General features: G+C 54.7%; 13 protein-coding genes. 7 read left to right on the top strand and 6 right to left on the bottom strand.

What is annotated here, in order from left to right; all coding sequences use genetic code 11:
* Window positions 1-306: 306 nt before the first annotated feature.
* A complete protein-coding gene (yoaE, locus tag NMC31_RS16420) occupies window positions 307-1,866 on the top strand; it encodes a CNNM family cation transport protein YoaE (protein ID WP_253898512.1) in 1,560 nt (519 codons plus the stop codon).
* Between the two features lie 9 nt (window positions 1,867-1,875).
* Here the strand turns inward: yoaE and NMC31_RS16415 are convergent, their stop codons facing one another.
* From NMC31_RS16415 to pabB, 4 genes are all read right to left on the bottom strand, one after another.
* Complete coding sequence (locus tag NMC31_RS16415) at window positions 1,876-3,450, bottom strand: EAL domain-containing protein (RefSeq protein ID WP_253898511.1); 1,575 nt, start codon at window positions 3,448-3,450, stop codon at window positions 1,876-1,878.
* A 123-nt stretch (window positions 3,451-3,573) separates the two neighbouring features.
* The gene (sdaA, locus tag NMC31_RS16410; protein WP_149462781.1) at window positions 3,574-4,938 is read right to left on the bottom strand and encodes an L-serine ammonia-lyase; all 1,365 of its coding nucleotides are present in this window, start codon (window positions 4,936-4,938) and stop codon (window positions 3,574-3,576) included.
* A gap of 165 nt (window positions 4,939-5,103) precedes the next feature.
* Window positions 5,104-5,682 (bottom strand): CoA pyrophosphatase, encoded by a 579-nt coding sequence (locus NMC31_RS16405; RefSeq protein WP_253898510.1) that lies wholly within the window; start codon window positions 5,680-5,682, stop codon window positions 5,104-5,106.
* 2 nt (window positions 5,683-5,684) lie between these two features.
* Complete coding sequence (pabB, locus tag NMC31_RS16400; protein ID WP_253898509.1) at window positions 5,685-7,040, bottom strand: aminodeoxychorismate synthase component 1; 1,356 nt, start codon at window positions 7,038-7,040, stop codon at window positions 5,685-5,687.
* Between the two features lie 59 nt (window positions 7,041-7,099).
* Here pabB and NMC31_RS16395 point away from each other — a divergent pair, with 59 nt between their 5' ends.
* A complete protein-coding gene (locus tag NMC31_RS16395; protein ID WP_149462778.1) occupies window positions 7,100-7,285 on the top strand; it encodes a YoaH family protein in 186 nt (61 codons plus the stop codon).
* 4 nt (window positions 7,286-7,289) lie between these two features.
* Here NMC31_RS16395 and NMC31_RS16390 read toward each other — a convergent pair whose 3' ends face one another.
* Entirely contained in the window at window positions 7,290-7,634 is a 345-nt protein-coding gene (locus NMC31_RS16390; RefSeq protein ID WP_015964080.1) for a RidA family protein, read from the bottom strand.
* A 129-nt stretch (window positions 7,635-7,763) separates the two neighbouring features.
* Between NMC31_RS16390 and yoaA the strand changes: the two genes are divergently transcribed.
* From yoaA to rnd, 5 genes are all read left to right on the top strand, one after another.
* Complete coding sequence (gene yoaA, locus NMC31_RS16385; RefSeq protein WP_253898508.1) at window positions 7,764-9,674, top strand: DNA repair helicase YoaA; 1,911 nt, start codon at window positions 7,764-7,766, stop codon at window positions 9,672-9,674.
* Window positions 9,675-9,752: 78 nt separating this feature from the next.
* Window positions 9,753-10,451, top strand: coding sequence for a tRNA (adenosine(37)-N6)-threonylcarbamoyltransferase complex dimerization subunit type 1 TsaB (gene tsaB, locus NMC31_RS16380; protein WP_253898507.1), 699 nt, complete (start codon window positions 9,753-9,755; stop codon window positions 10,449-10,451).
* Window positions 10,452-10,489: 38 nt separating this feature from the next.
* The gene (locus NMC31_RS16375; RefSeq protein ID WP_149462775.1) at window positions 10,490-11,077 is read left to right on the top strand and encodes a Slp/YeaY family lipoprotein; all 588 of its coding nucleotides are present in this window, start codon (window positions 10,490-10,492) and stop codon (window positions 11,075-11,077) included.
* A gap of 204 nt (window positions 11,078-11,281) precedes the next feature.
* Complete coding sequence (fadD, locus tag NMC31_RS16370) at window positions 11,282-12,967, top strand: long-chain-fatty-acid--CoA ligase FadD (protein ID WP_253898506.1); 1,686 nt, start codon at window positions 11,282-11,284, stop codon at window positions 12,965-12,967.
* Between the two features lie 69 nt (window positions 12,968-13,036).
* A complete protein-coding gene (rnd, locus tag NMC31_RS16365; RefSeq protein ID WP_253898505.1) occupies window positions 13,037-14,164 on the top strand; it encodes a ribonuclease D in 1,128 nt (375 codons plus the stop codon).
* Between the two features lie 58 nt (window positions 14,165-14,222).
* On the opposite strand, the gene minE is transcribed toward rnd, so the two are convergent.
* Entirely contained in the window at window positions 14,223-14,492 is a 270-nt protein-coding gene (minE, locus tag NMC31_RS16360; protein WP_015964086.1) for a cell division topological specificity factor MinE, read from the bottom strand.

Here is a 14,492-nt window from a genome sequence, read left to right as displayed (position 1 = left end):
GATCCGTAATTTAGTCAAAGGTAAGCGATTATTTTGCAGCGCAAAAAATAACCCTACTTATTGCAAAGACAGGTAAATCTTTGCCAAATTGTGATCAGATTTTGCTATGTTTAGCTTCCGTTTAATTTTGCAGGAGTATAGGGCTGTAGCCCAAAGTATGGACCGTCACCGACGCCTTTTCATATTCACATCGCACATTTGTGCAGTACATCCCGGCCAGCCGCGCCACCGTTCACTTTTGTCTGAAATTGTCACGCCTGTATCTGACAGCGCGATGACGCGTCATCTTGTTAGCTGGAGTCGCTCATGGAATTGTTAATGGACCCGTCAATCTGGGCCGGTTTGTTGACGCTAGTCGTCCTGGAGATCGTACTGGGTATTGATAACCTGGTCTTTATCGCGATCCTTGCGGATAAACTGCCGCCAAAACAGCGTGATAAAGCGCGCCTGATTGGTCTGTCGTTGGCGCTGATTATGCGTCTGGGCCTGCTTTCGGTGATCTCGTGGATGGTCACGCTCACCGCGCCGCTGTTTAGCGTATGGGATTACTCGTTTTCCGGGCGAGATTTGATCATGCTGCTGGGTGGTCTGTTCCTGTTGTTCAAGGCGACAACCGAGCTTCATGAGCGGCTGGAAAACCGTCAGCACGATGCCGGTCACGGTAAAGGCTATGCCAGCTTCTGGGTCGTAGTACTGCAAATTGTGGTGCTGGATGCCGTCTTCTCTCTGGATGCGGTCATTACCGCCGTGGGGATGGTGAACGATCTGCCTGTCATGATGGCGGCCGTGGTGATTGCGATGGGTGTGATGCTGCTGGCTTCCAAACCGCTGACGAATTTTGTCAACCAGCATCCGACGGTCGTGGTGCTCTGTCTGAGCTTCCTGCTGATGATCGGTTTGAGCCTCGTGGCAGAAGGTTTCGGTTTCCATATTCCGAAAGGCTACCTGTACGCGGCGATTGGTTTCTCTATCATTATCGAACTGTTTAACCAGATTGCGCGTCGTAACTTCATTCGTCACCAGTCCACGCTGCCGCTGCGCGCGCGTACTGCGGATGCCATTCTGCGCCTGATGGGCAGCCGTAAGCAGGCCAGCCCGCAACAGGAAGGTGATAACCCAACGCCTATATCAGTGCCGGAAGGGGCGTTTGCGGAAGAAGAACGCTATATGATTAACGGCGTGCTGACGCTGGCTTCGCGTTCCCTGCGTAGCATCATGACGCCGCGCGGTGAAATCAGTTGGGTCGATGCCGACCTCAGCAAAGATGAAATCCGCGAACAGCTGCTTTCGTCGCCGCACAGCCTGTTCCCGGTGTGTCGTGGCGAGCTGGATGAAGTGATTGGTATCGTGCGTGCCAAAGAGATGCTGGTAGCGCTGGAAGCGGGTGATGACGTGGCGGCAATTGCCTCAGCCCACCCGGCCATTGTGGTGCCGGATACGCTTGACCCGATTAACCTGTTGGGTGTGCTGCGTCGGGCAAAAGGCAGCTTTGTTATCGTCACCAACGAGTTTGGTGTGGTGCAGGGGCTGGTGACACCTCTGGACGTGCTGGAAGCTATCGCCGGTGAATTCCCTGATGCCGATGAAACTCCCGAAATCGTCGCCGATGACGAAGGATGGGTGGTGAAGGGCGGTACGGATCTGCACGCGCTGCAACAGGCGTTGGGAATAGATAACCTGGTGAATGAGGAAGAAGATATCGCTACTGTCGCGGGCCTGGTCATTGCCGTTAACGGCCATATCCCGAAAGTGGGCGATGTGATTGAGCTCGCGCCGTTACAAATAACCATCACTGAAGCCAATAACTACCGCATCGATCAAGTTCGCGTGGTGAAGCAACCGTCAGAACATGACGAAGAAGAATAATATGGGCCTTTAAGGCGTAACGGGTGCAGGTAGCCCGTTATGCTTCGCCAGCCACTGGGGGAATTCCGCCAGTGGCATTGGCGCCGCGTAGAGATAACCTTGCAGTAAATGGACGCCGTGGCGCTGCAAATAGTTTGCCTGCTCCGGCGTTTCCACCCCTTCCGCAACCAGTTCAATATTCAAACGTTGCCCCAGCGCAATAATAATGTCCGTCACCGTCGAATTGACCGCATCGGTACCAATCGCATGGGTAAACGACTTATCAATTTTCAGCACATCGGGATGCAGTTTCTCAAGCCATGAGAGCGAACTGTTGCCGGTACCGAAATCATCAATCGCCAGTTGGACTTTCCTGCTGTGCAGTTCGCGTAAAAGTTCACTGTTCACGTCGTGCAGCGCATCGCGCTCGGTGAGTTCGATGGTTAACTGAACGGCAGGATTTACGCTAAACCACAGGTTATTAAGGTCTGCAAGCAGCAGTTTGTCGTTACGGAAATGCGCTGCAGCCGCGTTGATGCCAATATGGAACTTAGGGTCTGCGGGAAAGTAGTGCAGCTGTTGTGCCGTTTCATTCAGCACATAACGGGTAAGCGGCAGGATAAGGTTTTTGGCTTCGGCAATAGGGATAAACACATCTGGGGCGATGGGCCCCAGCCGTGGATTATTCCAGCGCAGCAGGATCTCCACGCCGTCACAACGCTGGGCGCGGGTGTTCAGCAGCGGCTGGCAGAAAAGCGTGAACTCGCGCTGGGCAATGCCCATGTTGATTTCCCAGGAGAAACTCATGCGTCTGGCGGTGGCAATCCAGGTTATCCAGGCAAAAAGCAAGCTGAAGATCAGCGCCAACGGTAACCTGCCGGGTAACTCATGCAGCGCCAGCGTCCAGAATGAGGGGCCGCTAACAGCAATGCTGAAAGGGTATGCCCGGGATGCCTGTGAATAGAACATCTCGCCCTTACGCTGTAATCGCTGTTCGGTAATGCCGACGCCATCCATGTAATAGGCGTTATCGATGCCCAGACTGGTACGGGTAATGAGCGGCGGGAAAGGGTCGAGAATCATCTCGCTGACTAAATCAATGTTAATGCCGATAACCACGCCATTTTGGTCGTCCTGCGCCGCCGGAAACCACTGCATCAACACGGGACTTCCTTTGACCAGCGAACGATCTATGGTCAGGATCATTTTTGGCTTGCTGTCCGCCAACCTTGGCTGCAATTTGCGCAACGGAATATCGCGTTCGCCGAAGGCGCTGGAGCAGTAGAGAATACCGTCCTTGACGAGAAAAATAGATCGGGCGGTTTTTAAGTTGGCAACTTGTTGACGAAGCTGTAACAGGCTGTCATTACACGGTTTTCCGATAAGCGGTTGCAGGCGAACATGCTCTTTTTCCAGATTCTGCAGGATCTTATCCATCGTGTTCACTGCGCGCAGGGTGTAGCTTTCGATCTGCTGTTTATTTTCGCTACGCTGTAAAATAAATCCAATACTCAGCGTAAGCGCAAAGACGCCCAGCGCCACCAGGGCACAGAGAAGAATACGCTTATGGAGATATTGTTTTACTATCCAGTGCGCAGATTGCATATCCGATGCTCAATACCCGGCCAGAGCCTTTTACGGCAACACAAGCAAGTTTAGCGGTGCGGGAAGAAAAAAGTGAGATAAAAGAGAGAAATAAATCGCCCATCCGAAGATGGGCGAGGAGGGTTAGTCACATTGTACTTTGATCGCCAGTCCGCCGCGGGAGGTTTCGCGGTATTTGGCGTTCATATCTTTCCCGGTTTCATACATCGTTTCGATGACTTTATCGAGGGAGACGCGCGGCTCGCTGGTACGGCGCATTGCCATGCGCGAGGCGTTAATCGCTTTCACAGAAGCGATAGCGTTACGTTCAATGCACGGTACCTGAACCTGACCCGCTACCGGGTCACAGGTGAGCCCCAGGTTGTGTTCCATGCCAATTTCAGCCGCCACGCAAACCTGTTCCGGGCTGGCGCCCAGCAGTTCTGCGAGGCCCGCAGCCGCCATGGAGCAGGCCACGCCCACTTCGCCCTGACAACCCACTTCCGCACCGGAAATAGAGGCGTTCATTTTATAGAGCGCGCCAATCGCCCCGGCGGCGAGGAAGTAGCGAATGTAGATATCCGGGCTGACGGATTCGATAAAGTGATCGTAATAGGCGAGTACTGCTGGCACAATTCCGCAGGCACCGTTGGTAGGCGCAGTAACCACGCGGCCCCCGGCGGCGTTTTCTTCGTTCACCGCCAGCGCAAACATATTCACCCAATCGACCACGTTCATCGGGTCGTTCGAGAGCTTATCACTGGCGACCAGCAGACGGCGCAGCGCGGAGGCGCGACGCGGAACACGCAGCGGGCCTGGCAAGACACCTTCGGTGTTCATACCACGGTCGATACAGGCCTGCATCGTTTGCCAGACATTAGCAAAGTACTCTTCAATCTCTTTCTTGCTATGCAGCGCCAGTTCGTTCTGCATTACCATGCCAGAAAGTGACAGACCGGTCTCTTTGCAGTAGTTCAGCATTTCGGTCGCGGACGCGAACGGGTAAGGCACTTTCACCTCATCGACCGCCTCCTTACCAAAATGCTCCTCATCAACGATAAAACCGCCGCCGATGGAATAATAGGTTTTGCTGTAGACTTCCGTTTCACCCGCCCAGGCGTGGATCTGCATACCGTTTTCATGCAGAGGCAGGTTGCCGTTGTGGAAGCGCATGCCGTTATCTTTCGGGAAGTCGACTTCTTTGCGACCCTGAGCCAGCAGCAGACGACCACGGGTTTCGACGTCGCGAATAAACGCGGGAATAGCATCAATATCGACCGTCGCAGGCTGATTGCCCGCAAGGCCCATAATAATGGCGATATCAGTATGGTGACCTTTACCGGTTAACGAGAGCGAACCGTAGACGTCAACCGCGACGCGGGTAACATCATCAATCAAACCTTTTTCGACCAGGTCATCGACGAACTGCTTGCCCGCTTTCATCGGCCCTACAGTATGGGAAGATGAGGGGCCAATCCCCACCTTGAACATGTCGAATATACTAATCACTTTCTTACTCCTGACAGGGTTACCAGCGTGTTGCGGCAACGATGTTATAATTGCGCATAGTGTATGAGGGAACCGGATATTCGGCTGAACTATTCACATGAATTAAACTAATGAATCGATCCTGTTTTACTAATGCCGAACATCTTGCTGTTGCGCTAAGTATAGTCAGGGTTTCAGGCCTACCTGTAGTGCCAGTTCACGAATAATGCCGGCGGTCATTCCCCAGACAAAATAGTGCTGGTACCACGAAAGCCATACACGGTGTGAATCACCGCGGCGATGAATATCGAGTGGATGGTAGCGCCCGAGCCGCAGCGCCTCCGCCAACGGCATTTCAAATACCGATGACACTTCATCGACGCTGGCGTGATAGTGCAGATTTGGCGGAATCACGCCGACGACGGGCGTGACCTGAAAACCGGTAACGCTATCGACCGGCGGTAGCATGCCGATTATCTCAACGCTCTCTGGCGGAATAGCAACCTTTTCCTGCGCTTCACGCAACGCGGCGGCAATCAGCGATGCATCGGTGCTATCGACCGCGCCGCCGGGGAAGGCCACCTGGCCGGGATGTTTGCGCAACTTCGCTGAACGCTGGGTTAACAGCAAACCCGGTTCTGGCCGCCGAACGATGGGCACCAGCACTGCCGCCTGCCGCTGGTTAACCGCCAGGCGGTTCGCCTGTGGGCGCAGCAGTTGAAAGCGCGAGAGAAAATCATCCAGGTTCAGAGCAGGGGATGCCATGGTTACGACTCCAGTTGTTGCAGAATACGGTTAACTTTATCAAACGTTTCCTGATATTCCGCGGCTTCGTTGCTGTCTGCTACGATACCACCCCCGGCAGAACAGTAAACCTGCCCGCGCCAGGCGGTGACGGTGCGAATGGTGATGCTGGTATCCATGTTGCCGCAGGCGCTGATATACCCGATGCTGCCGCACCAGGCGTTACGGCGATGCGGTTCGAGTTCGTCGATAATCTGCATGGCCCGCACTTTCGGCGCACCGGTAATCGAACCGCCGGGGAATGCGGCGCGCAACAGGTCGCTGGCGTGGAGCATATCCGGTAAGGTCGCGGTGATGGTACTCACCAAATGGTGCACCGCCGGGAAGGGCTCGACCACAAACAGTTCAGGCACACGAACACTGCCCGGTACCGCGACGCGGCCAATATCGTTGCGCATCAAATCGACAATCATCAGATTTTCGGCGCGATCTTTCGGCGAGTTCGCCAGGCGTTCGCCCTGTGCTGCATCTTCAGTGGCGTCGGCCAGGCGGGGAAGGGTGCCTTTAATCGGGCGCGTCTGAATCTCGCCGTGTTCCAGCAGAATAAACCGCTCCGGCGACAGGCTTAAAATCGCCCCTTCATCAAGCCGGATAAAGGCGCTGAACGGTGCGCGGTTAGTGCGGTTAAGCTGAACGAAAGCCTGCCATTCATCGCCGGTATAATTCGCCTGAAAACGCTGAGCGAGGTTGACCTGATAGCAATCGCCGCTGTGCAGATACGCCTGCACCTGGCGGAATTTCTCGCCATACGTCTCGCGGCTCATGTTTGCCTGCCATTTGGAGGTCAGGGCAAAGGGCGTAGTCGATTGCCTCTGCTGGCTTAGCAACCACTCCAGGCGCTCCTGCGCATTATTCTGGCTTACCAGCGTTACCGTTTGGCGATGATGATCGACAAGCATCGCCCAGTCATAAATACCCACCGCCATATCCGGCAGGTCGATGTCTGAGTGTGCATGGCATGGAAGACGTTCAAAGCGGCGACCTAAATCATAGCCGAAAAGCCCCAGCGCACCGCCGATAAACGGCATATCAGGAAGCGAATCGGTATTGAATGCCTGGGCATCGAGCTCTGCCTGTAAAAGCGAGAGCGGATCCTGTGTGGATTCGGTATGCTCACTGCCGCGCGTAATCGTGGTTGTTTCGCCCTGCGTCACCAGGATAGTGAGAGGTTGCGCAACCAGAATGTCGTAACGACTGTGTGGATGGTCCGCATGACCCGAATGCAGAAGCATCGCCCATGGCTGGTGGCTTAACGGCGCGAAATAGTGCTCAGCGGCATCCTGTCGCCACGGTAACGTAATCATTGACGGGAGTAACATCTTCCTCAAACCCAAGCAGCGTGAAATAATAAGCGCCAACAATGTAGCAGGAGTCAAACATGTTTGCAGGATTACCTTCGCTGACCCACGAGCAGCAACAACAAGCGGTAGAACGTATTCATGACCTCATTTCTCAGGGTATGAGTAGCGGCGAAGCGATTGCGCAGGTCGCCGCAGAAATTCGCGCCACCCACACGGGCGAGCAGATTGTGGCGCGTTTTGAAGATGAGGATGAAGAAGAGTAAGACGTTACACCGCGGCGATAATTTTAATTTCGACCTTATACTCCGCTTTCATCAGTCTGGCCTGCACGGTGCAACGCACCGGCGCATGGCCCGCAACAACCCATTCATCCCACGCTTTGTTCATTGCGGCGAAATCATCTCCGTTGGCGAGAAAAATCGTCGCATCGAGAATTTTGGTTTTATCGCTGCCCTGTTTTTGCAAAATCGCGTCAATCTGCGCCAGGGTGTTCGCCGTTTGCTCGTAAGCATCTGCTTGCAGATTTTCCGGAACCCCGGTGTAGTACAGCGTCTGGTTGTGAATCACGACATCAGACCAGCGGGCTTCGGCATCAATACGCGTAATCGTCATTGCAGTTTCCTCTGTTGAAATTCCTTTACGTGCGCAAGAGTGCCACATTGTGGCCCGGTCGTCATCCGTTCGACTGGCGAAAGGACGGTCAGCCTGACATAATCACTGTCCAAATAAACAGGGGGCAGTGTGACGGACGATTTTGCAGCAGACGGTCAGTTAGCGAAAGCGATTACCGGTTTTAAACCACGTGAACCGCAGCGCCAGATGGCGCATGCCGTGGCGCAGGCTATCTGCGACGGCGAGCCGTTAGTGGTGGAAGCGGGAACCGGCACCGGGAAAACTTACGCCTACCTTGCGCCCGCGCTGCGCGCCGATAAAAAGGTGATTATCTCTACCGGCTCAAAAGCGTTGCAGGATCAACTCTACAGCCGTGATTTACCAACGGTGGCGAAAGCCCTGGAGTTCAAAGGCAAACTGGCATTGCTGAAAGGGCGTTCGAACTACTTGTGTATTGAACGTCTTGAACAGCAGGCGCTGGCGGGCGGCGATCTGCCCGTCAACACCTTAAGCGACGTTATTCTGCTGCGATCGTGGGCGAATCAAACGACTGATGGCGACATCAGCACCTGTGTTAGCGTCGCGGAAGACTCACAAGCCTGGCCGTTGGTGACCAGCACCAATGACAACTGCCTCGGTAGCGACTGCCCCCAGTACGCTGACTGTTTTGTGGTAAAGGCGCGTAAAAAAGCGATGGACGCCGATGTGGTGGTCGTCAACCATCACCTGTTTCTGGCCGATATGGTGGTCAAAGAGAGCGGTTTCGGCGAACTCATTCCTGAAGCCGAAGTGATGATTTTCGATGAAGCGCATCAGCTTCCGGATATCGCCAGCCAGTATTTTGGCCAGTCGCTCTCCAGCCGACAGTTGTTAGACCTCGCCAAAGACATCACTATCGCGTACCGAACAGAACTGAAAGATACCCAGCAATTGCAAAAATGTGCCGATCGCCTGGCGCAGGCCACCCAGGATTTCCGCCTGCAGTTGGGCGACCCTGGCTATCGCGGGAATCTGCGCGAACTGCTGGCGGATAACACCATTCAGCGCGCGCTTCTGTTGTTAGATGATGCACTCGAGCTCTGCTATGACGTCGCCAAACTGTCGCTGGGGCGTTCCGCCTTGCTGGACGCAGCTTTTGAACGTGCGACGCTGTATCGCGCGCGACTCAAGCGGCTGAAAGACGTCAACCAGCCGGGCTACAGCTACTGGTATGAGTGCAACTCGCGCCACTTTACCATGGCGCTGACGCCGCTCACGGTAGCCGATAAATTCAAAGAAGTGATGGCGCAAAAGCCGGGCAGCTGGATTTTTACCTCGGCCACCTTATCGGTGAACGACGATCTGCATCATTTCACCGATCGCCTGGGTATCGGTGAAGCCCATTCGTTGCTGTTGCCGAGCCCGTTCGACTATGCGCATCAGGCGCTGCTGTGCGTACCACGCAACCTGCCGTTACCTAATCAGCCAGGCGCGGCGCGTCATCTGGCGGCCATGTTAAAACCGATCATCGAAGCCAACGATGGGCGCTGTTTTATGCTTTGCACCTCACACGCCATGATACGTGACCTGGCGGAGCAGTTCCGCGCCACCATGACGCTACCGGTGTTGTTACAGGGCGAAACCAGCAAAGGGCAGCTCTTACAGCAGTTCGTCAGCGCGGGTAATGCGCTACTGGTGGCGACCAGCAGTTTCTGGGAAGGTGTGGACGTGCGTGGTGATGCACTCTCGTTGGTGATCATCGACAAACTGCCGTTTACCTCACCCGATGACCCATTGTTGAAGGCGCGAATGGAAGATTGTCGGCTGCGTGGCGGCGATCCGTTTGAAGACGTTCAGCTTCCGGATGCAGTCATTACTCTCAAGCAGGGGGTTGGACGTTTGATTCGCGACACCGACGATCGCGGCGTGCTGGTTATTTGCGACAACCGTCTGGTGATGCGCCCCTATGGCGCAACCTTCCTTGCCAGCCTGCCGCCAGCGCCGCGCACGCGAGATATCGGGCGCGCCGTTCGTTTCCTGGCGATGTCATCCATTCGTTAACAAGGGCGCAGCCTGGTACAAAGTGTGCTAAGATGCGCGCCATTTTATTGATCTGCAATTGCGAGAGCGCGACGAATCATGCGAATTCTGGCTATCGACACCGCCACAGAAGCCTGCTCGGCTGCCCTGTGGAACACCGGTGAAATCTGTGCTCATTTTGAACTCTGTCCTCGTGAACACACCCAACGCATTCTGCCTGTGGTGCAGGATATTCTTGGCCAAAGCGGCGTCACCTTAGCAGAGCTGGACGCGCTGGCGTTTGGCCGTGGGCCGGGCAGTTTTACCGGCGTGCGTATCGGTATTGGTATCGCGCAAGGCCTGGCACTGGGCGCTGAACTGCCGATGATTGGCGTCTCGACACTTGCGACAATGGCGCAGGGCGCGTTCCGTAAACGCGGGGCGACGCGCGTTCTTGCTGCCATTGATGCACGGATGGGCGAAGTCTATTGGGCGGAGTACGTGCGCGACGAGCAGGGTGTCTGGCACGGCGAAGAGAGTGAAGCGGTGCTAAAACCTGAAGCGGTTAAAGAACGTCTCATGCAGTTATCTGGTGAATGGGTAACCGTGGGAACCGGTTGGCCGGCATGGCCTGAACTGGCCGCCGACGCCACGCACCTCACGATAACCGATGGCGAGGTGTTACTGCCCGCAGCCGAAGACATGTTGCCCATCGCGGTTTATCTGCTGGAGCAGGGTAAAACCGTCGCCGTTGAGAAAGCCGAACCTAAATATTTACGCAACGAAGTGGCATGGAAGAAACTTCCGGGCCGTGAATGAATCTTAGTAAGTAAATACTGAGAAAAAGGAGTTGCATCATGGCGGGTCAAAAAGCGGTCGTTCGCATTGCTCTTGCGGGGCTTATTGCCGTCGCACTGAGTGGCTGCGTCAGCGTGCCGGATGCTATTAAGGGCAGCAGCCCAACGCCGCAGCAGGATCTGGTGCGCGTAATGGCATCGCCGCAGCTGTATGTCGGCCAGGAATCCCGTTTCGGTGGGAAAGTGGTTAATGTACAGAACACCAACGGCAATACGCGTCTGGAAATTGCTACCGTGCCGCTCGACAGCGGCGCGCGTCCCATCCTTGGCGAACCTTCTCGCGGGCGAATTTATGCTGATGTTAACGGCTTCCTCGACCCCGTCGATTTCCGTGGGCAACTGGTGACGGTCGTTGGCCCTATAGCGGGGACGGTGGAAGGCAAGATTGGCAATACCGCCTACAACTATCTTCGCGTTCAGGTCACCGGCTATAAACGCTGGCGCGTGACCCAGCAGGTGGTGATGCCGCCGCAGCCGATTGATCCCTGGTTCTACGGCCCACATCCGTGGCGTGGGGGTTACGGTTATGGTGGCTGGGGATGGTATAACCCCGGCCCCGCTCAGGTACAAACTATCGTTACTGAATAATGAATTGATTTGTAAAAGGAAAGAAACAGCGGCTAGCCCGCTGTTTCTTTATTCACACGGACATAAAAAAATAAAAAGTGACGCGCTTCGCAACCTGCAATTTGTGTAATTAATAAACTGGTACGCTGAGTTAATATTATGTTAACGGATGGTTTATTAATTGGGGTTGTGATGACGACGAATACGCATTTTAGAGGTGATACTTTGAAGAAGGTTTGGCTCAACCGTTATCCGTCCGATGTTCCGGCGGATATCAATCCTGACCGTTATCAATCCCTGGTTGAACTCTTCGAACATGCCACGACGCGCTATGCTGACCAGCCCGCGTTCGTCAACATGGGCGAAGTGATGACGTTTCGTAAACTTGAAGAGCGCAGTCGTGCGTTCGCCGCCTATCTTCAGCAAGGGCTGGGGTTGCAGAAAGGCGATCGCGTTGCGCTGATGATGCCCAACTTGCTGCAGTATCCGGTTGCACTGTTTGGTATTCTGCGTGCGGGGATGATTGCGGTGAACGTCAACCCACTCTATACCCCACGTGAACTGGAACATCAGCTCAACGATAGCGGGGCGGCAGCGATTGTCATTGTCTCCAACTTTGCCCATACCCTGGAAAAGGTTGTCGATAAAACCCAGGTGAAGCACGTTATTCTCACGCGTATGGGCGATCAGCTTTCCACCGCGAAAGGTACGCTGGTTAACTTTGTGGTGAAGTATATCAAGCGCCTGGTGCCGAAATACCATCTGCCGGATGCTATCTCTTTCCGTCGCGCGCTGCATAACGGCTATCGCCTCCAGTACGTTAAACCCGACATTACCACCGACGATCTCGCTTTTCTGCAATACACTGGCGGCACCACTGGTGTGGCGAAAGGCGCAATGCTCACGCACCGCAATATGCTGGCCAACCTCGAACAGGTTAACGCTACCTACGGGCCGTTGTTGCATCGCGGTACGGAGCTGGTAATCACCGCTCTGCCGCTCTATCACATCTTTGCGCTTACCATGAACTGCCTGCTGTTTATTGAGCTGGGCGGTAAGAACGTCTTAATCACCAACCCGCGTGATATTCCGGGGCTGGTGAAAGAGCTGGCAAAATATCCGTTTACAGCGATGACTGGGGTGAATACGTTGTTCAACGCGCTGCTGAACAACAAAGAGTTCCAGCAACTCGATTTTTCGACGCTCCATCTTTCGGCGGGCGGCGGCATGCCGGTACAAAATGGGGTTGCCGAACGCTGGGTAAAACTGACCGGGCAGTACCTGCTGGAAGGCTACGGCCTGACGGAGTGCTCACCGCTGGTGAGCGTCAACCCACACGATATCGATTATCACAGCGGCAGTATTGGTCTGCCGGTGCCGTCCACCGACGTCAAGCTGGTGGATGACGACGATAACGAAGTGGCGCACGGCGAGCCGGGTGAACTGTGCGTGAAAGGGCCGCAGGTGATGCTCGGCTACTGGCAGCGCCCGGACGCGACGGATGAAATCATCAAAGACGGCTGGCTGCATACCGGCGATATTGCGGTGATGGATGACGAGGGCTTCCTGCGCATTGTCGATCGTAAAAAGGATATGATTCTGGTCTCTGGCTTCAATGTGTATCCGAATGAAATTGAAGATGTCGTGATGAAGCATCCCGGCGTTCAGGAAGTGGCGGCAGTCGGCGTACCGGCGGGTAGCAGTGGTGAAACCGTCAAGATTTTTGTTGTCAAAAAGGACGCCTCGTTAACCGATGACGCGCTCATCACCTTCTGCCGTCGCCAGTTAACGGGCTATAAAGTGCCGAAACTTGTCGAATTCCGTGATGAATTACCGAAGTCTAACGTTGGTAAGATTTTGAGACGAGAATTACGTGACGAAGCTCGTGCTAAAGTAGAGAATAAAGGCTGAGACATTTCTAAGTCGCCAGACGCCGGCTATGCCGGCGTTTTTATTGGGCGCAATCTAAGAGAGTATGATTTGAACTATCAGATGATCACCACCAACGAAGCGCTGAGCACCTTGTGCGAAGCCGTTTCGCAGGTCACTTCCATCGCGCTGGACACCGAGTTTGTCCGTACCCGTACCTATTATCCGCAACTGGGGCTCATTCAGTTGTTTGATGGTCAGCAAACGTCGCTTATCGATCCACTCGGCATTACCGACTGGTCTCCGTTACAGGCAATTTTGCAGGACACCCGCATCACGAAGTTCCTGCACGCGGGCAGTGAAGATCTGGAAGTGTTTCTGAATGTTTTCGGTTCAATGCCAAAACCGCTGATTGATACCCAAATTCTGGCGGCGTTTTGCGGCCGCCCGATGTCCTGGGGCTTTGCGGCAATGGTGGAAGAGTATACCGGCATCAAACTGGACAAAAGTGAATCGCGTACTGACTGGCTGGCGCGCCCGCTGACCGAGCGTCAATGCATCTATGCGGCCTCAGACGTCTGGTATCTGCTGCCTATCGCGCACAAGCTGATGGCGGAAACTGAGCAGGCAGGGCGCTTAGACGCCGCACTGGATGAGTGCCTTCTCATGCAGCAGCGTCGTCAGGAAGTGGTTGACCCGGCGGAAGCCTGGCGCGACATCACCAACGCCTGGCAGCTGCGTACGCGTCAGCTGGCGTGTCTGCAATTGCTGGCCGACTGGCGTCTGCGCAAAGCCCGTGAGCGCGATCTGGCGGTGAATTTTGTGGTGCGTGAAGAACATCTGTGGAGCGTGGCGCGCTATATGCCAGGCAGCATGGGCGAACTGGACAGTCTGGGCCTTTCCGGTAGCGAAATCCGCTTCCATGGTAAAACGCTGCTGAGCCTGGTGGCAAAAGCACAGGCACTGCCAGATGACGCATTGCCGGAGCCGTTGCTGAATCTGATGGACATGTCCGGCTATCGCAAAGCGTTCAAGGAAATTAAAGCGCTGGTGCAGGAAGTAGGGCAGGAATCTGGGGTCAGTGCCGAACTGCTGGCGTCGCGTCGCCAGATTAACCAGTTGCTGAACTGGCACTGGCAGTTGAAAACTTTCGCCAGCGCACCGGAAATGATCTCCGGCTGGCGCGGAGAGCTGCTGAGTGGCCGTCTTGACGCGTTGCTCGCTGAGTATCCACGCTAGAAAAGAAACCCCGGTGGCCTGCGCCTTCCGGGGTTTTTTCTCACATCGACCAGTAATATCAGGACTTAGATTCTTCCGCTTCTGGCAGGGTCACGTTAAGTTCCAGTATCGAGATATCCCCGTCTTTCTGCTCCAGCTGTACGGTCACCATTTCCGGGTCAATCTGAATGTATTTGCAGATGACTTCCAGGATGTCCTTTCGCAGCTGCGGCAGGTAATGCGGTTCAGCATCGCTGCGGCGACGTTCTGCCACAATAATTTGTAAACGTTCTTTCGCGATATTCGCGGTGCTCTTTTTTCGTGAGAGAAAAAAGTCGAGTAATGCCAT

Origin of the sequence: Pseudocitrobacter vendiensis (assembly GCF_943590815.1) — a bacterium.
Lineage (GTDB): Bacteria > Pseudomonadota > Gammaproteobacteria > Enterobacterales > Enterobacteriaceae > Pseudocitrobacter > Pseudocitrobacter vendiensis.
Note: the sequence above shows the minus strand (reverse complement) of the source record. Positions and strands in the feature narration are given on the sequence as shown.

What these genes read in the sequence shown, in the direction of transcription:
- yoaE (WP_253898512.1), top strand. Translation starts at nt 307, where the DNA reads ATGGAATTGTTAATGGACCCGTCAATCTGGGCCGGTTTGTTGACGCTA.
- NMC31_RS16415 (WP_253898511.1), bottom strand. Translation starts at nt 3,450, where the DNA reads ATGCAATCTGCGCACTGGATAGTAAAACAATATCTCCATAAGCGTATT.
- NMC31_RS16405 (WP_253898510.1), bottom strand. Translation starts at nt 5,682, where the DNA reads ATGGCATCCCCTGCTCTGAACCTGGATGATTTTCTCTCGCGCTTTCAA.
- pabB (WP_253898509.1), bottom strand. Translation starts at nt 7,040, where the DNA reads ATGTTACTCCCGTCAATGATTACGTTACCGTGGCGACAGGATGCCGCT.
- NMC31_RS16395 (WP_149462778.1), top strand. Translation starts at nt 7,100, where the DNA reads ATGTTTGCAGGATTACCTTCGCTGACCCACGAGCAGCAACAACAAGCG.
- NMC31_RS16390 (WP_015964080.1), bottom strand. Translation starts at nt 7,634, where the DNA reads ATGACGATTACGCGTATTGATGCCGAAGCCCGCTGGTCTGATGTCGTG.
- tsaB (WP_253898507.1), top strand. Translation starts at nt 9,753, where the DNA reads ATGCGAATTCTGGCTATCGACACCGCCACAGAAGCCTGCTCGGCTGCC.
- NMC31_RS16375 (WP_149462775.1), top strand. Translation starts at nt 10,490, where the DNA reads ATGGCGGGTCAAAAAGCGGTCGTTCGCATTGCTCTTGCGGGGCTTATT.
- minE (WP_015964086.1), bottom strand. Translation starts at nt 14,492, where the DNA reads ATGGCATTACTCGACTTTTTTCTCTCACGAAAAAAGAGCACCGCGAAT.